The organism is Streptococcus oralis (genome assembly GCF_023109315.1).
In the GTDB taxonomy this organism is placed as follows: domain Bacteria; phylum Bacillota; class Bacilli; order Lactobacillales; family Streptococcaceae; genus Streptococcus; species Streptococcus oralis_BS.
Window position 1 is genome coordinate 15,365 of sequence record NZ_JALDUF010000005.1, and the last position, 18,723, is coordinate 34,087.

The 18,723-nt window shown below is 41.8% G+C and carries 22 protein-coding genes; 1 reads left to right on the forward strand and 21 read right to left on the reverse strand.

What is annotated here, in order from left to right:
- Window positions 1-19: 19 nt before the first annotated feature.
- From M1F74_RS06930 to M1F74_RS06945, 4 genes are all read right to left on the reverse strand, one after another.
- Window positions 20-2,671 (reverse strand): valine--tRNA ligase, encoded by a 2,652-nt coding sequence (locus M1F74_RS06930; RefSeq protein WP_247946659.1) that lies wholly within the window; start codon window positions 2,669-2,671, stop codon window positions 20-22.
- Window positions 2,672-2,695: 24 nt separating this feature from the next.
- On the reverse strand, window positions 2,696-3,475 hold the full coding sequence (locus M1F74_RS06935; protein ID WP_247946660.1) for a hypothetical protein: 780 nt from the start codon (window positions 3,473-3,475) through the stop codon (window positions 2,696-2,698).
- Entirely contained in the window at window positions 3,475-3,831 is a 357-nt protein-coding gene (locus M1F74_RS06940; RefSeq protein WP_247946661.1) for a GNAT family N-acetyltransferase, read from the reverse strand. The genes M1F74_RS06935 and M1F74_RS06940 overlap by 1 nt, the downstream gene beginning before the upstream one ends.
- Before the next feature lie 280 nt (window positions 3,832-4,111).
- Window positions 4,112-4,507, reverse strand: coding sequence for a helix-hairpin-helix domain-containing protein (locus M1F74_RS06945; RefSeq protein ID WP_247946662.1), 396 nt, complete (start codon window positions 4,505-4,507; stop codon window positions 4,112-4,114).
- A gap of 280 nt (window positions 4,508-4,787) precedes the next feature.
- On the opposite strand from M1F74_RS06945, the gene M1F74_RS06950 reads away from it, so the two are divergent.
- Entirely contained in the window at window positions 4,788-4,979 is a 192-nt protein-coding gene (locus M1F74_RS06950) for a DUF898 family protein (protein ID WP_231069217.1), read from the forward strand.
- A 93-nt stretch (window positions 4,980-5,072) separates the two neighbouring features.
- Here the strand turns inward: M1F74_RS06950 and M1F74_RS06955 are convergent, their stop codons facing one another.
- The 17 genes from M1F74_RS06955 to M1F74_RS07035 form a co-directional block, all read right to left on the reverse strand.
- Window positions 5,073-5,327, reverse strand: coding sequence for a DUF1912 family protein (locus M1F74_RS06955; RefSeq protein WP_000119714.1), 255 nt, complete (start codon window positions 5,325-5,327; stop codon window positions 5,073-5,075).
- A gap of 9 nt (window positions 5,328-5,336) precedes the next feature.
- The gene (locus M1F74_RS06960) at window positions 5,337-6,671 is read right to left on the reverse strand and encodes a DUF438 domain-containing protein (RefSeq protein WP_247946663.1); all 1,335 of its coding nucleotides are present in this window, start codon (window positions 6,669-6,671) and stop codon (window positions 5,337-5,339) included.
- Window positions 6,671-6,904 carry a DUF1858 domain-containing protein gene (locus tag M1F74_RS06965; RefSeq protein ID WP_000368739.1) on the reverse strand — a complete coding sequence of 78 codons (234 nt, stop codon included), beginning with the start codon at window positions 6,902-6,904 and terminating at the stop codon, window positions 6,671-6,673. The genes M1F74_RS06960 and M1F74_RS06965 overlap by 1 nt, the downstream gene beginning before the upstream one ends.
- Window positions 6,905-7,164: 260 nt before the next feature.
- Entirely contained in the window at window positions 7,165-7,347 is a 183-nt protein-coding gene (locus tag M1F74_RS06970; RefSeq protein ID WP_000505781.1) for a hypothetical protein, read from the reverse strand.
- Between the two features lie 216 nt (window positions 7,348-7,563).
- On the reverse strand, window positions 7,564-7,914 hold the full coding sequence (rbfA, locus tag M1F74_RS06975) for a 30S ribosome-binding factor RbfA (RefSeq protein WP_001273601.1): 351 nt from the start codon (window positions 7,912-7,914) through the stop codon (window positions 7,564-7,566).
- A 250-nt stretch (window positions 7,915-8,164) separates the two neighbouring features.
- Entirely contained in the window at window positions 8,165-10,951 is a 2,787-nt protein-coding gene (gene infB, locus M1F74_RS06980) for a translation initiation factor IF-2 (RefSeq protein ID WP_247946664.1), read from the reverse strand.
- A 16-nt stretch (window positions 10,952-10,967) separates the two neighbouring features.
- On the reverse strand, window positions 10,968-11,267 hold the full coding sequence (locus M1F74_RS06985; protein ID WP_001041396.1) for a YlxQ-related RNA-binding protein: 300 nt from the start codon (window positions 11,265-11,267) through the stop codon (window positions 10,968-10,970).
- Window positions 11,260-11,553, reverse strand: a complete 294-nt coding sequence (rnpM, locus tag M1F74_RS06990) for an RNase P modulator RnpM (protein WP_000857568.1) — start codon at window positions 11,551-11,553, stop codon at window positions 11,260-11,262. Before rnpM ends, M1F74_RS06985 begins: the two co-directional genes overlap by 8 nt.
- A 21-nt stretch (window positions 11,554-11,574) precedes the next feature.
- Window positions 11,575-12,711, reverse strand: a complete 1,137-nt coding sequence (gene nusA / locus M1F74_RS06995) for a transcription termination factor NusA (RefSeq protein WP_000032278.1) — start codon at window positions 12,709-12,711, stop codon at window positions 11,575-11,577.
- A gap of 42 nt (window positions 12,712-12,753) precedes the next feature.
- Window positions 12,754-13,233, reverse strand: coding sequence for a ribosome maturation factor RimP (gene rimP, locus M1F74_RS07000; RefSeq protein ID WP_000338695.1), 480 nt, complete (start codon window positions 13,231-13,233; stop codon window positions 12,754-12,756).
- A 126-nt stretch (window positions 13,234-13,359) separates the two neighbouring features.
- The gene (gene trmB / locus M1F74_RS07005) at window positions 13,360-13,995 is read right to left on the reverse strand and encodes a tRNA (guanosine(46)-N7)-methyltransferase TrmB (protein ID WP_084853017.1); all 636 of its coding nucleotides are present in this window, start codon (window positions 13,993-13,995) and stop codon (window positions 13,360-13,362) included.
- Window positions 13,992-14,786 (reverse strand): cell cycle regulator CcrZ, encoded by a 795-nt coding sequence (gene ccrZ / locus M1F74_RS07010; protein ID WP_247946665.1) that lies wholly within the window; start codon window positions 14,784-14,786, stop codon window positions 13,992-13,994. Before ccrZ ends, trmB begins: the two co-directional genes overlap by 4 nt.
- 162 nt (window positions 14,787-14,948) lie before the next feature.
- The gene (locus M1F74_RS07015; RefSeq protein WP_247946666.1) at window positions 14,949-15,560 is read right to left on the reverse strand and encodes a CPBP family intramembrane glutamic endopeptidase; all 612 of its coding nucleotides are present in this window, start codon (window positions 15,558-15,560) and stop codon (window positions 14,949-14,951) included.
- On the reverse strand, window positions 15,557-15,838 hold the full coding sequence (gene blpZ, locus M1F74_RS07020; RefSeq protein WP_247946667.1) for an immunity protein BlpZ: 282 nt from the start codon (window positions 15,836-15,838) through the stop codon (window positions 15,557-15,559). The genes M1F74_RS07015 and blpZ overlap by 4 nt, the downstream gene beginning before the upstream one ends.
- A gap of 962 nt (window positions 15,839-16,800) precedes the next feature.
- Window positions 16,801-17,010 (reverse strand): Blp family class II bacteriocin, encoded by a 210-nt coding sequence (locus tag M1F74_RS07025; RefSeq protein ID WP_049537864.1) that lies wholly within the window; start codon window positions 17,008-17,010, stop codon window positions 16,801-16,803.
- A 15-nt stretch (window positions 17,011-17,025) separates the two neighbouring features.
- Window positions 17,026-17,274, reverse strand: a complete 249-nt coding sequence (locus M1F74_RS07030) for a Blp family class II bacteriocin (protein WP_125840955.1) — start codon at window positions 17,272-17,274, stop codon at window positions 17,026-17,028.
- A gap of 243 nt (window positions 17,275-17,517) precedes the next feature.
- Window positions 17,518-18,555 (reverse strand): thioredoxin domain-containing protein, encoded by a 1,038-nt coding sequence (locus M1F74_RS07035; protein ID WP_247946668.1) that lies wholly within the window; start codon window positions 18,553-18,555, stop codon window positions 17,518-17,520.
- Window positions 18,556-18,723: the final 168 nt, after the last annotated feature.

Here is an 18,723-nt window from a genome sequence, read left to right on the forward strand (position 1 = left end):
CATCACCGTGTTTCTGTGTTTATTTCACCAACTTCTTCATCTCATCAATACGTGCTACGGTCGCATCGTATTTAGCTTGGTAGTCGGCTTGTTTGTCGCGTTCTTTTTGGACGACTTCTGGTTTGGCATTGGCTACGAAGCGTTCGTTAGAGAGCTTCTTACCGACCATATCCAGTTCTTTTTGCCATTTAGCCAGTTCCTTGTCGAGACGAGCGAGTTCTTCTTCGACATTGAGGAGGTCAGCCAGTGGCAGGTAGATTTCTGCTCCTGTGATGACGCTTGACATAGCGAGTTCAGGTGCAGGGATGGTTGACGCGATTTCCAAGTGTTCTGGATTTGTGAAACGTTTGATATAGTTGACATTGCTGTTAAAGAAGGCTTCCAATTCGCTATCGCTGGTCTTAACAAGGATAGTGATAGGCTTGCTTGGTGCTACGTTTACTTCCGCACGCGCATTCCGAACAGCACGGATCAAGTCTTTGAGGCTTTCGACACCAGTGTGAGCTGCAAGGTCTTCAAAGGCTGGATTGACAGTTGGGTATGCTGCTGTAACGATAGAGCCTTCTGAAATTTGTCCAAAGATTTCCTCTGTCACGAATGGCATGATTGGGTGAAGGAGACGAAGGATCTTGTCCAAAGTGTAAAGGAGAACAGAACGTGTGATGACTTTCTCTTCTTCATTATCGCTATAAAGGACTTCCTTGGTCAACTCAACGTACCAGTCCGCAAACTCATCCCAGATGAAGTTGTAGAGGATGTGCCCAGCCACACCAAACTCAAACTTGTCGAAATTCTCAGTGACCTTACCGATCGTTTCATTGAGGTTGTGGAGAATCCAGCGGTCAGTAACGTTTCCAGCTTCCTTGTTGGCAACTTTTTCCACATTAGCAGTTGCTTGCTCAAGGGTCAAGCCTTCATTGTTCATGAGGATGTAGCGAGAGATGTTCCAGATCTTGTTAATGAAGTTCCATGACGCATCCATTTTCTCATAAGAGAAGCGCACGTCTTGCCCTGGTGCAGAACCGTTTGAAAGGAACCAACGAAGGCTATCTGTTCCGTACTTATCAATAACATCCATTGGATCAATCCCGTTTCCGAGAGATTTAGACATCTTGCGTCCTTGCTCATCACGGATGAGACCATGAATCAATGCATTTTTGAATGGCGACTTGCCAGTAAATTCCAAACCTTGGAAGATCATACGAGACACCCAGAACGGAATAATATCATAACCAGTCACCAAAGTTGATGTTGGATAATAACGTTTAAAGTCTTCTGAGTCGACATCAGGCCAGCCCATGGTTGAGAATGGCCAAAGGGCTGAGCTGAACCACGTATCCAAGACGTCTTCGTCCTGAGTCCAACCATCACCTTCTGGAGCTTCTTCGCCGACATATATTTCACCCTCAGCATTGTACCAAGCAGGGATTTGGTGACCCCACCAGAGCTGACGAGAGATCACCCAGTCGTGGACATTTTCCATCCATTGGAGGAAGGTATCGTTGAAACGAGGTGGGTAGAATTCTACCTTGTCCTCTGTGTCTTGGTTAGCAATGGCATTTTTAGCCAATTGGTCCATCTTGACGAACCATTGCGTAGACAAGCGTGGTTCAACCACAACACCTGTACGCTCTGAGTGGCCAACACTGTGGACACGTTTTTCGATTTTAACGAGGGCACCGATTTCTTCCAACTTAGCAACGACTGCCTTACGAGCTTCGAAACGGTCCATGCCTGCAAATTCGAAGGCCAAGTCATTCATAGTTCCGTCGTCGTTCATGACGTTGACTTGCGGCAAGTTGTGGCGTTGACCAACCAAGAAGTCGTTTGGATCGTGGGCAGGTGTGATTTTCACGACACCAGTACCAAACTCAGGGTCTGCATGTTCGTCCCCAACGATTGGGATGAGTTTATTAGCGATTGGAAGAATGACGTTTTGACCAATCAAGTCCTTGTAGCGTGGATCTTCTGGATTGACCGCAACGGCAACGTCTCCAAACATGGTCTCAGGACGAGTGGTCGCAACTTCAAGGGCGCGTGAACCGTCTTCCAGCATGTAGTTCATGTGGTAGAAGGCACCTTCAACATCCTTGTGGATCACCTCAATATCAGAAAGGGCTGTGCGAGCAGCTGGGTCCCAGTTGATGATAAACTCACCACGGTAGATCCAACCTTTCTTGTAAAGGTCCACAAAGACCTTGCGAACGGCTTTTGACAAACCTTCGTCAAGAGTGAAACGCTCACGAGAGTAGTCTACAGAGAGTCCCATCTTGCCCCATTGTTCCTTGATGGTAGTGGCATATTCATCTTTCCATTCCCAGACCTTGTCGAGGAATTTTTCACGACCCAGGTCATAGCGGGAAATGCCTTGCTCCCGCAAGCGCTCCTCAACCTTAGCTTGAGTGGCAATACCAGCGTGGTCCATACCTGGAAGCCAAAGCGTATCAAAGCCTTGCATGCGTTTTTGACGGATGATGATATCTTGCAAGGTTGTGTCCCAAGCGTGACCAAGGTGAAGTTTCCCAGTTACATTTGGTGGTGGAATAACGATCGAATAAGGCTTAGCCTTTTGATCGCCTGAAGGTTTGAAAACATCCGCATCAAGCCATTTTTGGTAACGACCAGCCTCAACCTCGGCTGGATTGTATTTAGGTGAAAGTTCTTTAGACATGTGTGTGTCCTTTCTAGTTAAAAATTACAAATATTTCATTATATTACTCAATGAACGATTTAAATCGTTCTCAGCTTTTCCAGTTTCTACAGGATTTGAAACAGAGTTTTCTTCTATATCTTCGATTCCCCTATTATAATCCATAAATAATAAATGAGAAAGCCAACGTAACACTATAAGTTCTTCACATTTCTTTTGAAGATCATTCTTCTTACTAACATGAATATCATCCAATAGTTGTTTTGCTTCTTTTATAGATAAGTCAATATTTTCAATTATATGGTAAGCATTGTAGCATTCTTTATACTCTAAACTATTAGTAAATAAAATTGTTTTATTATCAATATTGGCTAGTAGATTGCTTAATAGAGGAATGAGATTTTCTGTTCTATTGCATAATTGAAAAATATTATTACAATAACTATCTATTCTATTTTCCAAAATTTCTTTGTAGTCAGAATAAGCCTCACGATAATCTTGCCAATCTCCAGAATCTTTAGAAATTGCATATTTTTCAAAAATTATTGATTCAAAGAAATAAAAATCTTTCGAAAATGCAAAAATTTCGCTTAAAGAAGAATTATAAGAAACAAAGCCATCCCAAAAAATTTTACTAATCTTTTCTTTTCTAGATTCTCGATAAATTAGTATTTCATTTGGAACTGAAATTATTATTGAAACAACCGCACCTAATAGTGCCCCTTTTAGTAACTCATCCATCGAAATTATCCCAAATATTGAACATCCAACAATTATTATTATTGAAATAAGAGATATGCCTATCATCAGTCGAATTCTTTTCATTATTTTACCCTCCACTCACTCTTCAGCAAGCCATATATCAAACTGTCACAGCGGTTTCCTTGAACATCTTTACGGTCTCGGATACGAGCTTCGAGAGTAAAGCCAAGTTTTTCTGCGACTCGTTGACTTTGGACATTGTAGCCAGCTGGGAGATTTTCCTTTTGGTTGCGCTCGGGAAGGATATGTTCTAGGTAATAGATTTCGTCTTCCAAAGTCTTGACGGGCGGAAAGCCTACTGGGTAGGAGACTTCTGGCAGACTAGCGTAGGCATGGATATCTTCAGCATCAGCTACTGTACGGACTCGCAAGACAAGTCGCTCAGTCTCTATTCGTTCTGGTAATTCTGCTCTTGTCATCTTCCTCCCTCGCTTTCCATAAAAAAATGCCCCTGCCAACTACATGACAGGGACGAATGTATTATCCGCGGTACCACCCAATTTCGGGCAGACGCCCGCAACTCTTGTCTTTGAAGGATATACAAAGACACTTTTATTTCATTTTTCATCATCAGCAACCAGTTTTGACACATTTGTGGACTTCTCAGCTCCGCCACTTTCTGTAAAATGTGGGATTCAAAACACCTCTAATGGCTTTATTGTAACAAGTTTTTCACGGAAATGCAAGGCTCAAGAAAGATTACTTGAAACTGATTCCGTGTTCTTTTAATTTCTTAATCGTAGCTGGGCCGATTCCTTTCAAGGCAAGGAGTTCTTTTTCAGTCCAGTTTTTGAAGTCAGAAGCTGACTTGATGCCTTCATCATAAAAAGTTTTGGCACGGTCAAGTGGAAGTCCACCCAAGTTTGCTGCAAAATCTTCTACAGAATTGGCTACTTTTTGAGCTTGCTCTTTGGTAGCTTCTACTGCTTGTTCCACTTTTTTTGAGACAACTTTTCCTACTTGGCTGGTAGATTTTTCTGCATGTTTCACGACTTTTTTGGTCTCTTCTACAACCTTGGTCACTGTAGTTGAAAATACACCTGAACGACGAAGGCTATTTCGCAATTGTTTTTTACGTTGGAGTTTCTTTGACATGATAAAATCCTTTCAATAAAAAATCCCTGCTCTGACAAGGATTTAATAAAGATATTCTATCAAGATTTTGGAAAAAAATCAAGAAAGGAAACGAGATTGTTCTTAAAAATCTAGCCGTTTTTTCTTTCAATCTAATTCGACAACGATTCAACTTCTTGATAAAATATGCAGTAATGTGCAATATTAATTCACATAAAAAGCTGATAAGGAGAACAATGTGAATAACGAAAGTTACTTTGATGGTGGTCTTTTGAGCTAGGTTAGATATGCTATCCTAGCCATGATTATCATAGGCTTTACTATTGGAATCGCTACGCCTTGGGCAGTCTGTATGATGCAAAACTGGAAAGTTAAGCGCACTGTCATCGATGGACGTCGCCTCTATTTTGACGGAACAGGTTCTCGATTATTCAGGAACTGGATCAAATGGTTCTTGCTCACCATCATCACTTTGGGCATCTATTCATTCTGATTGCATATCAAAATGGAACAATGGATTACCAAACACACACATCACGTATAAACAGAAAAAGTGCGTTCATACGCACTTTTTGATTTGTAACGATTAATAATTTCGCTCACCAAATAATCCCTCTGGTAAGTCATGGAAACCCTTGCCCGCCTTGAAATTTTCAAACTTACCAAGCAAGAACTGATAAGCATCCAAGCGACTTTCGTAGCGAATCATGGCATCTTTGGCGCGTTCATCTTGCTCTTCTTCGTAGACTTTTTGACTTTCCTTGTGCGCCATGTCGTTGATCATGATCTGGGTATTGACCCAAGCTTCAAATTCCTTCATAAATTCCTGTTCGTAACTCATTGATTCTCCTTATTCTAATCCACGGAAATAGTCCGCATCAATCTCTCGGTAGGGTTGGATATCCTGAACATACTCTAGCACGCCTTGGAATTCCCCGTTTTCATTGTGCACTGCGGCATAGGTGATGTGGACAAACTTGTCTCGCGACTCTGACTTGAACCACATTTCATACTTGTCCTTGACCCCTTCACGAAGACCTTTCATAACGGCCTTCACCTTGTCTAAGTACTTGGGCGGATGGCAGAGTTCTACATTACGCCCGACTTGGGACGGCGTCCGTTTGAAAATCATCTCATCAGCTGGTGCATTGTCATTGTAATACTGGAAAATGTCGTCTTTATTGACAAAGGTGATCTCCATGGGGAGGTGATTGAGGATGAGGTTGGCCTGCTCAACTGAGAGATAGCCATTGCCAAAAGCCTGTTGACTATGACGATCCAGCACTGCTTCCTTTTCCTTAGGAGTAAAGGTAATGGTAAACTGGCCTTCTGGTGTATCGATAACTTGCTGAACTTGACCTTCTGCCGTGTCTAGTTGTACTGGCTCCTCTGCACTCTTTTCCTCAACAAAGCTCTGTCGTTCTGGCACCCATTTCTCTGACGGACGGATGATGGCATAGCCGTAGGCATCGCTCTCCTCCGCAATCTGAATCCAGTCATCCTGGGTGAAAGACTCAAGGAGAATCATGAGAAGGATGGACTCTTCCTTGAAAATCATACTCTCAAACTCTATCGCAAAAGCTTCGAAAGTTTCCTTTACAGTGGAAATCGGCACTTCTGGTAGTGACTTAGCTGTCGCTAGAGCTGTCTGAAAGAGTTCTCTAATCTGATCATCCACTCCCCACATGACCTTAGGGGGTGAATCGTGACCATAGCGCTCCATGATAGGAAAGAAGAGCTCTTCCTTGCGCTGGTAATGGACATCAAATTGCCCCAAAAGTTCCATTTGACGAACCAAACCCTTGCGCATCTCCGCAAGCATTTCCTCGTCTTCCATAGACTCATAGGTATCTAACAATCTCCGAATGCGAATCAATGCTGCACGGAGAGCCAGATTTTCATCCTTGAAGACGCGAACTGGGTGACCAGGATGCTCGGTATCCTCCACTTCGACGCCCTTAACAGCGTTTTTAAAAAGATTGGCATGGACATCACAGAGCTCCATAACATCTTCAAAGGTGACACCTGAGTCTGAGTTCATCAGCTCGTGCTCCATGAGGGAAATCTCAATGGCCGATACACCTGTAAAGGTCGCATCAAAACGCTCCTGAACTGACTCAGGAGAGGCACCATTATGCAATTCTAACAAAATATCCCGTAAGATATGAATCCGTTCATCTGCCATTAGTCTAATCCAATCACTTCATAGCCGTTCGCTTCTAGCGTGCGGACAATCTTGTCCATAGGAGTTCCTTCAAGTTTAGAACCCTGTTTGAGCGATACTTTGCGCCCGACAGTGTTGCGCATCAAAGGGTTAGCAAGCGGTTTAAAACCAAGCTCCACTAGGATTTCCAAGACTTCTGGATGCTTGTCCACCACTTCTGCAACGGGAATTGACACATCGATGATATTATCCATGACGACCTCCATGTATGTTCTAATACTCTTCGAAAATCTCTTCAAACCACATCAGCGTTGCCTTAACGTAGGTATGGTTACTGACTTCGTCAGTTCTATCCACAACTTCAAAACACTGTTTTGAGCAACCTACGGCTAGCTTCCTAGTTTGCTCTTTGATTTTTATTGAGTATAAAATGATTTTACTGCTTATATTATACCATATGGGAAGAGATTAAAAAACTAGCAGCGGAGTTCCTGCTAGTTTCTTTCATTTCAAGTTATTCCTTATCATCTGGTTTTGCGAGCCACTGGGCTACATCCATCAGCTTGTCAGCAAGCAGTACTTTCCCGAAACCTACTAAAGCATTGTCATCTTTTTTCATGTTTTTCAGAACTTTGACGCTTTGCATCACAAAAAAGTAATTCCCATAAGTCTTGGCTAGAATTTTAATGAATCCCATATTATCTTTCCTTTTCTAACTGCAGTTTCTAGCCGATTGCTATACCAGACTAGCTAGTTATTGATAAGAAATCATTTCATCTCACTCTTTCCAATTTCTATACTATCATACAAGTTGAGCTTTATAAAGCTTTTTAACAATTTTTTACTCTAGAGAGATTCCCCCAGTATTTTTTATTGCCATTTCTCCACCAAAAAAGAGGGTTCCCCCTCTTTCTTAGTTCTTATCCAGATTGCGTAGCATCTCGTCAATCTTGTTTCCATATTCGATGGATTCGTCTTTGACGAAAGTCAAATCTGGGATTTTGTACAATTTCAAATTGCGACCAAGTTCACGTTTGATGGTACCAGTTGCTTTTTCAAGCCCGATTTGAGCTTTTTGATTATCCGAAGCAAGGTTACTCAAAATGGTGTAGTAAACCTTAGCAACAGACAAATCCCCCAGCATCTGAACATCTGTAATGGTCACACCTTGGACACGCGGATCACGGACCTTCTTTTGCAAAATCTCATTGACTTCACGCTTGATTTCCATGCCCACACGATCCGTACGGAAATGATTTGCCATGATATTCCTTTCTCTACTTTGAACCAAAAGCTAGGCCAGCAGACCTAGCTATTTTTAAATTTATTGATTTTCAGTTCAAATTGAAACGAAGTGCAATTTGAACTCATCCGCTTCTTTCGCTGTGGTGAAAGTGATGGAACTGATTTATCAGTCCCATCACAGGGGATTTTTGAGACACTAGGCTCAAAAATAAGCAATGAAACCATTGGTTTGCTTGCGTCCCTCACCACCTAAGAAAGGAGCAAAAATCTTAACGTTTGATTTCTTCCATGACATAGGCCTCAATCACATCATCAGTCTTGATATCATTGTAGCCATCAATCATCAATCCACCTTCACGACCGTTTGTAACTTCTTTGACGTCGTCTTTGTAGTGTTTCAAGCTTGCGAGTTCGCCATCATAGATTACGACACCGTCACGGATAACACGGACTTTAGAATCACGGGTAACCTTACCACTCGTAACCATGAATCCACCGATGGTTCCCACTTTAGATACCTTGAAGGTTTCACGGATGATTGCTTCACCGATAACTTTTTCTTCGAATTCTGGATCAAGCATTCCTTTCATGGCTTCTTCCATCTCTTCGATAACCTTGTAGATAATGCTGTGGAGACGGATTTCTACATCATCTTCTTCTGCTTGTTGACGAGCTTGTGGTGTAGGGCGCACATTGAAACCGATGATAAAGGCATTTGAAGCTTCCGCAAGGGTCACGTCAGACTCGTTGATAGCACCGACTGCTGAGTGAACGATAGTAACCTTCACACCTTCCACATCAATTTTTTGAAGCGAGGCAGAAAGGGCTTCAACAGAACCTTGTACGTCGGCCTTGATGATAACATTAACAGACTTGAGCTCACCTGCTTTAAGCGTATCAAAGAGGTTTTCAAGGCTGACACGTTGGGTTACTTGACGTTGCTTCATAAGAGCACGTTTCGCACGTTCTTCACCTGCTGCACGCGCAGATTTTTCATCTTCGTAAACAGCAAAGTGGTCACCCGCCATTGGTGCTTCGTTCAAACCTGTGATAGATACTGGTGTTGATGGTCCAGCGACCTTAACACGACGACCAAGGTCATTGGTCATGGCACGGACACGACCGAAGGTATTTCCGACAACGATAGGATCTTGGACATTCAAGGTACCTTGTTGCACAAGAAGGGTTGCGACCGCACCTTTTCCTTTATCCAAGCGAGCTTCGATAACAGTACCGATAGCACGCACTGTTGGGTCTGCCTTGAGTTCTTGGATTTCAGCTACAAGAAGGACTGTTTCCAAGAGTTCATCGATGTTTTGGTTGAATTTAGCCGAGATTTCTACAAACTCAGAATCTCCACCCCAGGCAGTTGACATGACACCGTGTTCAGCCAATTCACCGATAACACGTTCTGGGTTGGCACCTGGTTTATCAATCTTGTTGATGGCTACGATAATTGGAACGTTCGCTGCTTTTGAGTGGTTGATGGCTTCGATAGTTTGAGGCATAACCCCGTCATCTGCCGCTACAACCAAGATGGTAATATCGGTAACAGAAGCACCACGCGCACGCATAGAGGTAAAGGCCGCGTGTCCTGGTGTATCAAGGAAGGTAATCTTCTTGCCATTTTCCACGATTTGGTAGGCACCGATATGCTGAGTGATACCACCCGCTTCACCTGTCGCAACACGAGAATTACGAAGGGTATCCAAAAGTGTTGTCTTACCATGGTCAACGTGTCCCATGATGGTGACAACTGGTGGACGCTCAACCAATTCATCTTCATTGAGATAACCATCTTCGACGAAGAAACGTTCGATGTCGGCATTGTCCACTTCAACCTTTTGTTTGGCTTCGATACCGTAATCCACCATGAGGAGTTCAATGGTTTCTCCATCCAAGGATTGGTTTTGTGTGGCCATAATCCCCATCATAAAGAGTTTCTTAACGATTTCAGCTGGTTCACGTTTGATACGTTTTGCGATTTCCGCAACAGTCATACCATCTGTATATTCGAATTCTGTTGGCAATTCGTGGAACTTACGCTCTGTAACAGGTTTTGGAGTCTGATTACGATTGTTCTTGTTATTGCCTTTTTTGTTCTTCTTATTGTTATTCCAGTTACTATTTCTTTGATTTCTCACTTGATTTTGACTACTTCGATTCTTTTGTTGTTTTCTAGGACCATCTTCTTCGTGATCATAATCATCACGTTCTTTGTCTGGTCGAGCTTGTTTTTTACGACGTGTATCCACTGGCGCTTCTTTCGCTACAGGAACTACTGTTACCGCTGGTTGCGTTTGTTCAGCTAGCTTAGCAGCTTCTTCAAAGATTTCCTCTGGCTCCTTGCGTTTATTAGCTTGAGCCAAGGCTTCTTTGGCTGCTTGCGATTGTTTGAAGCGCTCCTCGCTTGAGCGTGCGTACTCTGCATTTTGCTCTGCTTTCAGGGCTGCTGCACGGGCTTTAAAGTCAACACGTGGACCAGCTTGTTTTGGCTGGAAGTCTTGTTGCTGACGGCGATCATTGCCACGATTCCCTTGACCTTGTGGTTTTTTCCCTTGGTCGTTAAATCGGCGATTGTCGCGGTTTCCTTGACCAGGTTTTCCACCATTACGGCCGTCATTTTTCTGACGGTTGCCGTTTTGTTGTTGGTCACGGTTGTTGCCCTTGTTTTGTTTGCGTCGCTCTGCCTGCTCTTTGGCACGCGCCTCACGCTCCGCCTTGAAGTTTCGACTCTGTGGTCTTGCAGCCACTACTTTTTCTTCCTTAGGAGCTGCAGGTGCAGCTGGTTTACTTTCTTCCTTAGCGGCTACTGGTTTAGCTGATGCAGGCTTTTCAACTTTCTTTTCTACACTTGCTTTTGGTGCTACAGGTTTTGCTTCTGCCTTAGGAGCAGGTGCAGGTTTAAAGCTAGCCGCGATTTGCTCAGCAGCAGCAGCTTCCACGCTCGATGAGTGGCTTTTTACATCCAAGCCCAACTCTTTTGCACGCGCTACAACTTCTTTACTTTCTTTTCCAAGTTCTTTTGCGATTTCGTACAATCTTTTCTTAGACAAATCATGTCCTCCTCTTCTATTCCATAAGAGACCTCATTTTCTTTGTAAATCCAGCATCTGTCACAGCCAAAACCTTTCTCGATTTTCCGACTGCTATGCTTAATTCCAGTGTTGAAAACACGGTTATAACTTCTACTTGATAATAGTCACTTTTATCTTGAATCTTCTTGGTCAGATTGGGACCAGCATCATGGGCTAGAAAGACTAGCTTAGCTTTCTGGTCTTGGATGGCTTTAACCACCAATTCCTCTCCTGATATGATCCGGCCTGCTCGTTGAGCAAGTCCCAAGAGATTGCTTATCTTTTGCTTATTCAAGTCCTAACTCTCTTCTTTTTACTTTGTGATCCACATAGGCGATCAACTCGTCATAAAAGCTTTCTTCCACTTCCATGTTAAAGCTACGGTTAAAGACTTTCTTCTTTTTCGCCTCTAGGGCTTCTGTATTGTCTAGCTTGATATAAGCGCCACGGCCATTGGCCTTGCCTGTCGGATCGATAAAGACCTGTCCTTCTTTGTTCTTGACAATGCGGAGCAAATCACGCTTATCAATCACTTCATTGGATACAACAGACTTGCGCAAAGGGATTTTTCTTGTTTTCATCTTTCCCTCCTCTAGCAGCTTTTATTCTTCTGTCAATTCATCCGCAGCTGCGTAATCCACTTGACCTGCTTCTTCCATGGCTTCAAATTCGCTGGCAGACTTGATATCGATACGGTAACCCGTCAAGTGAGCTGCCAAGCGAACGTTTTGTCCACGACGACCGATAGCAAGAGAAAGCTTGTTATCAGGTACAACGACCAAGGCACGTTTGCTGTCGTTCTCATCAAAGATAACTTGGTCAACCTCTGCAGGTGCGATGGCATTGTAGATAAACTCAGCTGGATCCGCTACCCACTCGATAACGTCAATGTTTTCTTCTACAGGAATCATGCGGTCGCTCTTGGCATCGTAGCGAGCTGGGTGGAATTTGCTGGTGATTTTCTTGATATTAGCACCACCACGTCCAACGATTGTCCCAATAGCGTCCACGTTTGGATTGTGGCTACGAACAGCAACCTTAGTACGGTCACCAGCTTCTCGGGCTACGCTCATGATTTCAACAGTTCCATCGTAGACTTCTGGAATTTCTTGCTCCATCAAGCGTTTGATCATTTCTGGATGGCTACGGCTAACAAAGACGTTGACACCACGAGGGTTGTCTTCAACTTTGTAAACGTAGACTTCGATACGGTCATGGGAAGCAAAAACTTCTCCAGGGATTTGGTCTTGTTTGGACAATTGGGCTTCGATGCTGCCAAGGTTGACGTAAATAAAGCGGTTGTCAAATCGTTCTACCGTACCAGACATGATTTCTTGTTCATGTTCTTTATAAGTATTGTAAGTGATGGCACGTGTTTGCTTGCGCATTTTTTCCATGATGGTTTGTTTAGCAGATTGGGCTGCTACACGACCAAACTCAGCAGGTGCTTCTTCAAACTTGATTTTGTCACCAAGCTCATAGGCTGAATTAATGGCAAGAGCATCTTTCAAGCTGATCTCCAAACGGCTATCAAATACTTCATCAACAACTTCACGGACAGTATAAACTGTAAAGTCGCCTGTCTTTTCATTGAAGTCGATAGCTACGCTGTCAGATTGACCATAGCGTCTGCGATAAGCGGAACGAAGCGACTCTACTACTGCGTCGATGATGTCTTCTTTTTTGATTCCCTTGTCTTCTTCCAAAATGCGGAAGGCCTCTAGCATTTCTTTACTCATGTTCTTTTTACTTTTGAATCCTCAAAAGCTATCCTTTCTTTTCTATAGTTTTACTGCTAAACGTGCTTTTGATACTAAACTGTATGGAATTTGGACAGTTTTCTTACGTGTCTTGTCCATATATTCCATGGTCAACTCGTCCTCTTCAAAGGATACCAAGGTACCTTCAAAGACTTTTTGCTTATCAATGGCTTGGTAGAGCCCGACATGGATGTATTTCCCAACAGCTCCAGCGACAGCATCCTTGGTTTTCAAAGGACGTTCCAAGCCTGGACTGGTGATTTCTAGGAAATATTGTTCTGGGAAGGGATCAGGCTTGATAGTATCAAGAACAGGACTGATGATTTCTGTCAAATCTGCCGTGTCGTTCAAGGTAATTCCTTCAGGTTTATCTACAAAAATACTGAGAATCATGTCACTGCCAATCTTTCCATACTCGATATCCACGAGTTCGAAAGGTGCTTGGATGACAGGTTCTACAACTTCTCTGACTAATTCTACGATTGTTGCGATTGCGTCCACCTCCTCATAAGCAAGAGGCGAAGATATCTCCCCGCCTCTCTTTCTCATATTCTTACTATCAGTATAGCACGTTTGTCAATTTATGTAAAGCATTAGCACTCAAACAGCTGGTTTTCAAGCTGTTTCTTAAAATTCTGCCTCAACTCGGTAGATCACTTGACCCTTGTTGGAGAATTTTTGCTCATATTCTGTCATGACATTACCTTCAAAATCACTGGCATGCAAGTCTAGCCAGACGCCATTGAGCTTCATCCCATACTGAGAAAAGCTCACCAGGCTGTACTCAAATAAACCACGGTTATCCGTCTTGAAATGGATTTCCCCATTCTCAGGCAAGATACGCTTGAAGGTATCCAAGAAACTCTTGTAAGTCAAACGACGTTTTTCATGGCGTTTTTTAGGCCAGGGATCTGAAAAGTTGAGGTAGAGACGATCAATCTCACCGTCTTCAAAGTAGTCAGTCAAATCTGAACCATCTACCCACAGCAATTTGATATTGGGAACTCCAACTTCAAGCACCTTGTCCAAGGCATAACTCAATACCGACTTTTGGATATCAATCCCGATGTAGTTGATGTCAGGGTTTTGCTTGGCCATTCCTGATATGAAGGCCCCTTTCCCACTTCCAACTTCAACATGAATAGGATGATCATTTCCAAACAAGTCTCGCCATTTCCCTTTAGCTTCTAAGGGATTGAGGACCACATACTGGGGATTAGCCTCTAGTAATTCTGTCGCTCCTTTACGATTTCTAACTCTCATCTCTTCTTTCCATACTTATCGCGGAAGACACGCAAGGCATAAATCTCCCGGTTTACATTGTCTAAATCTTGATTTTCACAGTATTTGGCAATCTGGCTCAAGTAAGAATACTGACCATACCAATACAATTTATCTAACACTGTCTGATTGTACTTATAGCCATAGTCTCTCAACCATTGGCGCCACTGATGATCTGGAATGTAGTGGCATAGCAAATGCGCCACATCAAACATACGATCCGTCAGACGAACCGAATCCCAATCCACTAGATAAACGAGTCCACTCTCTGTCTCAATCCAATTACTATGACGAAGATCACCATGCACAATCGTTGCATGGTCTTCCCTAAAACCTGGAACCGTCTTACCTAGTTCCGCAATCACACTGTTCAAATAGTGATTCTGCTTCAAGATTTCTGGAACTCCTTGCTGCCAAGAACGCAATAAATCAACTGGCGTTTCCATGGTATATCCCAAACGGCTCAACTGCTTCATCAAGGGACGTGAGCGGTGAAGGCGGTTCAAGATATTGATAATCTGCTTGCGATTCATATCGAAAGGGGTCAAGATTTTACCCGTCAGCCATTCCTGAGCACACATATCACGGCCGTCTGGCAAACGACGAGTCCATAGTAATTGAGGAGCGATTTGTTCTCTGGCTAGGCCAGGTAGGATTGGAGAGGTGTTCATTTTTACAAAGACGCGCTTTCCATCAGGGTAGCTTCCCATATAAGCTTTGCCACTCTTCCCAGGGATAGGGGTCAGCGTTAGCTCATTATCACCCAAGTCCATTTCTTTCCTCCGTATAAAGTTTCCTTACTATTCTACTAGTTTTTGGTCTATTCGTCAACCGCTCCACACCTGATTCTCAAAGAAAAGCATCTCAATTGGCTCAGGCTATCATTATAGCTTAAAAAAGGCAAGCACCGTCTTCTGCTTACCTTTTCATGATTTTTAGAAATAAGTTAAAAGTGGCAAACTGTTGTAAGACATGTGGACTAGAGTAGAAACCCACAAATTTTGGCTCTTTTTATAAGCAAAGCCCAGCAACAAGCCCCCAAGTAGATAATAGAAAAACGAAGGCACATCGTAAGGTTCATGCATGAAAGAAAAGAGAGAGGAAGCCAGTACAAGCCCTAACCAAGAATTTTCAAATATAGCCCCCTGAAGAAGTCCTCTGAAAATGAATTCCTCTTGGATTGGTCCCAAAACTGTAACACTTACAATAAAGGAAAGCGAAAGTCCTTTGCTCGTTTCCTCAAGGTGTTGAGCCGAGGCACCAGAAGCAACTGAGAAAAAAGCATGATAGCCTATATTTACCAGCACCGTAAGAAGAAAGATTCCAATGAACAGCAAGAGTTGTTTCTTGCTTAAAATCCCCAAAGAAATCATATCAAACCATCTCGCATAGGCAAAACTAAGGAAAAGCAAGAGAGTCTTTACAACAATGAATGTGTACTGGTGTTGAAAATAATCTCCTTGATTGACGGAATACCCCGCTGCACCAACGATTGCAAAGACTAAAAATCCCAAAAACAAGGCATGACATTTATTAAAAATTCTCATAAAACTATCCTCCCCACCAAACAGACTTCCCTACACGTCATCTTTTTCTCTAGCCTTTCCAAAACAAACCATTTGAGTAACCAAAATCCGACCACAAAACCACCCCCTAAGAAGATGGCCATTAAAGATAGCATGGGATTTAGGAAATAAAAGATCACAACAGATATAAAGGTTAGCACAAAAACATTAAAGGCAATGGTGTCAGAAGCCAAGACTAGAATATAGAGCGTCAACCAGTCTAAGGTTTTTGAATATGGGAGAAATAAGTGTTTATACATGATGTATTCCTATACAGCATAGAGAGTATAAACTCAAAGAAATACCTGGATTAATAACTCTATATACCAATCAAATCCTCTAATGTGGCCATAAAACCGAAACTGCCGCCCCCACCAGCTGCACAAATTAAATAGATCTGAATAGTCACCATTTATATTTTCATACTACCATCCTATCAAACAAATAATCAAAACAGACAATTCTACTTTCAATTGTTCACCTTTCGCTCCACTTCCATTATAGAATTTTCCTGACTACTATAGGATTGACTAACTTCTCATGATTCGTTGTTACCATGCTTTCAGCTCTCATCAGAACCTCACATCAATAGATCAGTCGTACATCTTTTCTCGTACACTCTCGTGATTTAAATATATGGATTAGGTATACCTATTTGTGCTTTAGAGTGTGAAGCCACTTTATCCTCTAAACGTGTCTTACTATAACATTCCTGTTCTTTAAGCCACGATTTCGCTATGCCTTCTTCTCCCCGCTACCTCACGATAGTCAGGTTTGAGAATCGCTATTGAATTCACCGGTAGCGGGTGCACACGGAGGACTTACACATCAAATAAACGTCATGCCCGTCGTACTCAAAAAAGAAAGGACGAAATTAGTCCTTTCTCGATCTTAGCTTTTCTTCAACTCACTACAGTTGACAATGAGCCAAAGGATAGTTAATAACCTATTGAAGTATCAAATGTTGCTAACTCCATTTATCTTCAAATTTAAATAGACACATTATCGGAGTTATCAGTAAGAAAAAATCTAACCAATTCAGATAATTCATAATATAGGATATAATACCAGCCATAACGAAAAGGTACAAAGCTGTACGATATCCTCTCTTTGGGTTTTTATCAGCCTTGGTGTTAAAAATAATGTACACACAACAAATTGCAATGAGTATAAGCTGAATCATAGTTTCATTTAACATATTAATACACATTCCTTTTTTAAACTATTTTGGGGGTCTCAATCCAAAAGCTATAATGCCACCTACTATAGCGCCCCCTGTTGCGCAAATCAAGTAAGCTTGAGGGCCTCCAGCAATACAAGATTGTCCTGCCTGAAATGCACCCGACAAGGCTCCTACAACTACATCTCCTCCCAATCCACCTCCAGAAATATTACTTAATTCTTGATTGTCTACTATTTTGTAATCAAACATAATTTCTACTCCCTTCTATGGCCAAATATTATCAGCAATTGCAGTAAAAGCACCACCAAGTTTAGCTCCAGCCCAAGCACAGCCAGCAGTCATAGCCCATGCGGAACCACCAGTAAGGAGTCCTCCTACCGTACACATAGCAACTCCGATACCTGCTCCATAGACAGCTCCTTTTCCTACTGTTCCCCAATCAGTTCCTCCCTCAATGCTAGCCAGCATTTCAGTATCCATAACCTCTAACTGTGACAACATTTTTGTATCCATGACAAATACTCCTTTTTATTTTTAATTTTTGTCTTGTTGCAACTTTGACAAGTTTAGTATATCATCGTTTATTAATTTTTTTCATCCAAATCTTGAATTGTCATCGAAACGTCTTGAATTGTTAAAAAATTTAAAAAGCAAGCATTAAAAACATGCTTGCCCTTTCACTCTGGTCTATAGGAAAATTCTAGTCATATGTTATTACAAACAAATAATATCATTGCACCTGTTTACCATCTATTTTTATTTATGAATTTTTTGTTTCACTTTAATCATTATAGAAGCCATAAAAAATGCGACAGCTAGCCGAATCAGTTGGTAACTTTCTTCCTCGCCTGTTTTCGGTAATAATTTTTCATTCGAAGTAATCGATTGGCTTACATAATCAGGCCTCTTAACATCGGTTAAAGGAGTTTTATTTTCTTGAGCAGCATCAAAAATAGGTTTGAGAGTTTCCAATTGATTCTTATTGTCTAACATTGCTAAATCGCCAGATTGAGTAGTTTTAGCTTTAGAAGTTGAGTTTATACTCTCCACTTTCCCACTATTTTCACTATTAGAATTGGAATTATCATTGGATATTTTCATTTCGGTTCTTTTTTCATCACTCATACCTTTGCTTTCACTTACAACTTTATCACTAGTACTCATGCTGTCATTTCTGGTTTTCTCATCATGCACATTTTCAATTACTGTTTCCTCGGACGATGCTATTGTTTCCGTTTGCTTAGGTGAGTTTCTAGAGTACATATAATCATACACCTGTTGTGCAGTCGCTCCCCCACCAACCCATCCAGATATCGGATGTCCATTTTTTAAATACAAAATTGTTGGTGTTCCTGGAATCCCGACTTTTTTAAATAGAAACTCTCTCGCCTCCCCATCAAAATCCTGACCATCCAAATCATAATACTCTAACTTCTTTTCAATCAAGTTATTAAATTCTTTCAATTCAGGAGAAAATTGACGACAATGAGAACAAGTTTTTCTACCAAAATATATAGTATGTTCCAATTGATCCTCTGTAAAAGATTGACGAACGGCTTCAATATCTATCTTTTTAAAGTCAGCAACATTCTGTTCATACTCCTCGGGAGTTACAACGGAAGGTTTATGCTCCACATTTTCCTTAGCCGATGGCAAATCTGGTGCCACAACAGAACTATCATTTGCCTGGATAGATGAAGTAGTAGGCTGTTCTTCTGCATATACAACACCCGTAGTAATAGATGCAAATACAAGTGGTACAAGTAATAGCGATTTTATCTTTTGTTTCTTCATAAGAATACTCCTTTACATTTGTTATCTTTATCTTACCTTATTTAAAATTACAAATTCATCTAAATCTTAAATGGTCATCAAAACATCTTGAATTGCAAAAACTTCATTAAAAAGGTAAGTATTTCGAAAACACCCACCTTTTTAATGAAGTTTTTTGTCCTGTTGCAA

What these genes read in the sequence shown, in the direction of transcription:
- M1F74_RS06930 (WP_247946659.1), bottom strand. Translation starts at nt 2,671, where the DNA reads ATGTCTAAAGAACTTTCACCTAAATACAATCCAGCCGAGGTTGAGGCT.
- M1F74_RS06935 (WP_247946660.1), bottom strand. Translation starts at nt 3,475, where the DNA reads ATGAAAAGAATTCGACTGATGATAGGCATATCTCTTATTTCAATAATA.
- M1F74_RS06940 (WP_247946661.1), bottom strand. Translation starts at nt 3,831, where the DNA reads ATGACAAGAGCAGAATTACCAGAACGAATAGAGACTGAGCGACTTGTC.
- M1F74_RS06945 (WP_247946662.1), bottom strand. Translation starts at nt 4,507, where the DNA reads ATGTCAAAGAAACTCCAACGTAAAAAACAATTGCGAAATAGCCTTCGT.
- M1F74_RS06950 (WP_231069217.1), top strand. Translation starts at nt 4,788, where the DNA reads ATGATTATCATAGGCTTTACTATTGGAATCGCTACGCCTTGGGCAGTC.
- M1F74_RS06955 (WP_000119714.1), bottom strand. Translation starts at nt 5,327, where the DNA reads ATGAGTTACGAACAGGAATTTATGAAGGAATTTGAAGCTTGGGTCAAT.
- M1F74_RS06960 (WP_247946663.1), bottom strand. Translation starts at nt 6,671, where the DNA reads ATGGCAGATGAACGGATTCATATCTTACGGGATATTTTGTTAGAATTG.
- M1F74_RS06965 (WP_000368739.1), bottom strand. Translation starts at nt 6,904, where the DNA reads ATGGATAATATCATCGATGTGTCAATTCCCGTTGCAGAAGTGGTGGAC.
- M1F74_RS06970 (WP_000505781.1), bottom strand. Translation starts at nt 7,347, where the DNA reads ATGGGATTCATTAAAATTCTAGCCAAGACTTATGGGAATTACTTTTTT.
- rbfA (WP_001273601.1), bottom strand. Translation starts at nt 7,914, where the DNA reads ATGGCAAATCATTTCCGTACGGATCGTGTGGGCATGGAAATCAAGCGT.
- rnpM (WP_000857568.1), bottom strand. Translation starts at nt 11,553, where the DNA reads ATGAAAACAAGAAAAATCCCTTTGCGCAAGTCTGTTGTATCCAATGAA.
- nusA (WP_000032278.1), bottom strand. Translation starts at nt 12,711, where the DNA reads ATGAGTAAAGAAATGCTAGAGGCCTTCCGCATTTTGGAAGAAGACAAG.
- trmB (WP_084853017.1), bottom strand. Translation starts at nt 13,995, where the DNA reads ATGAGAGTTAGAAATCGTAAAGGAGCGACAGAATTACTAGAGGCTAAT.
- ccrZ (WP_247946665.1), bottom strand. Translation starts at nt 14,786, where the DNA reads ATGGACTTGGGTGATAATGAGCTAACGCTGACCCCTATCCCTGGGAAG.
- M1F74_RS07015 (WP_247946666.1), bottom strand. Translation starts at nt 15,560, where the DNA reads ATGAGAATTTTTAATAAATGTCATGCCTTGTTTTTGGGATTTTTAGTC.
- blpZ (WP_247946667.1), bottom strand. Translation starts at nt 15,838, where the DNA reads ATGTATAAACACTTATTTCTCCCATATTCAAAAACCTTAGACTGGTTG.
- M1F74_RS07025 (WP_049537864.1), bottom strand. Translation starts at nt 17,010, where the DNA reads ATGTTTGATTACAAAATAGTAGACAATCAAGAATTAAGTAATATTTCT.
- M1F74_RS07030 (WP_125840955.1), bottom strand. Translation starts at nt 17,274, where the DNA reads ATGGATACAAAAATGTTGTCACAGTTAGAGGTTATGGATACTGAAATG.
- M1F74_RS07035 (WP_247946668.1), bottom strand. Translation starts at nt 18,555, where the DNA reads ATGAAGAAACAAAAGATAAAATCGCTATTACTTGTACCACTTGTATTT.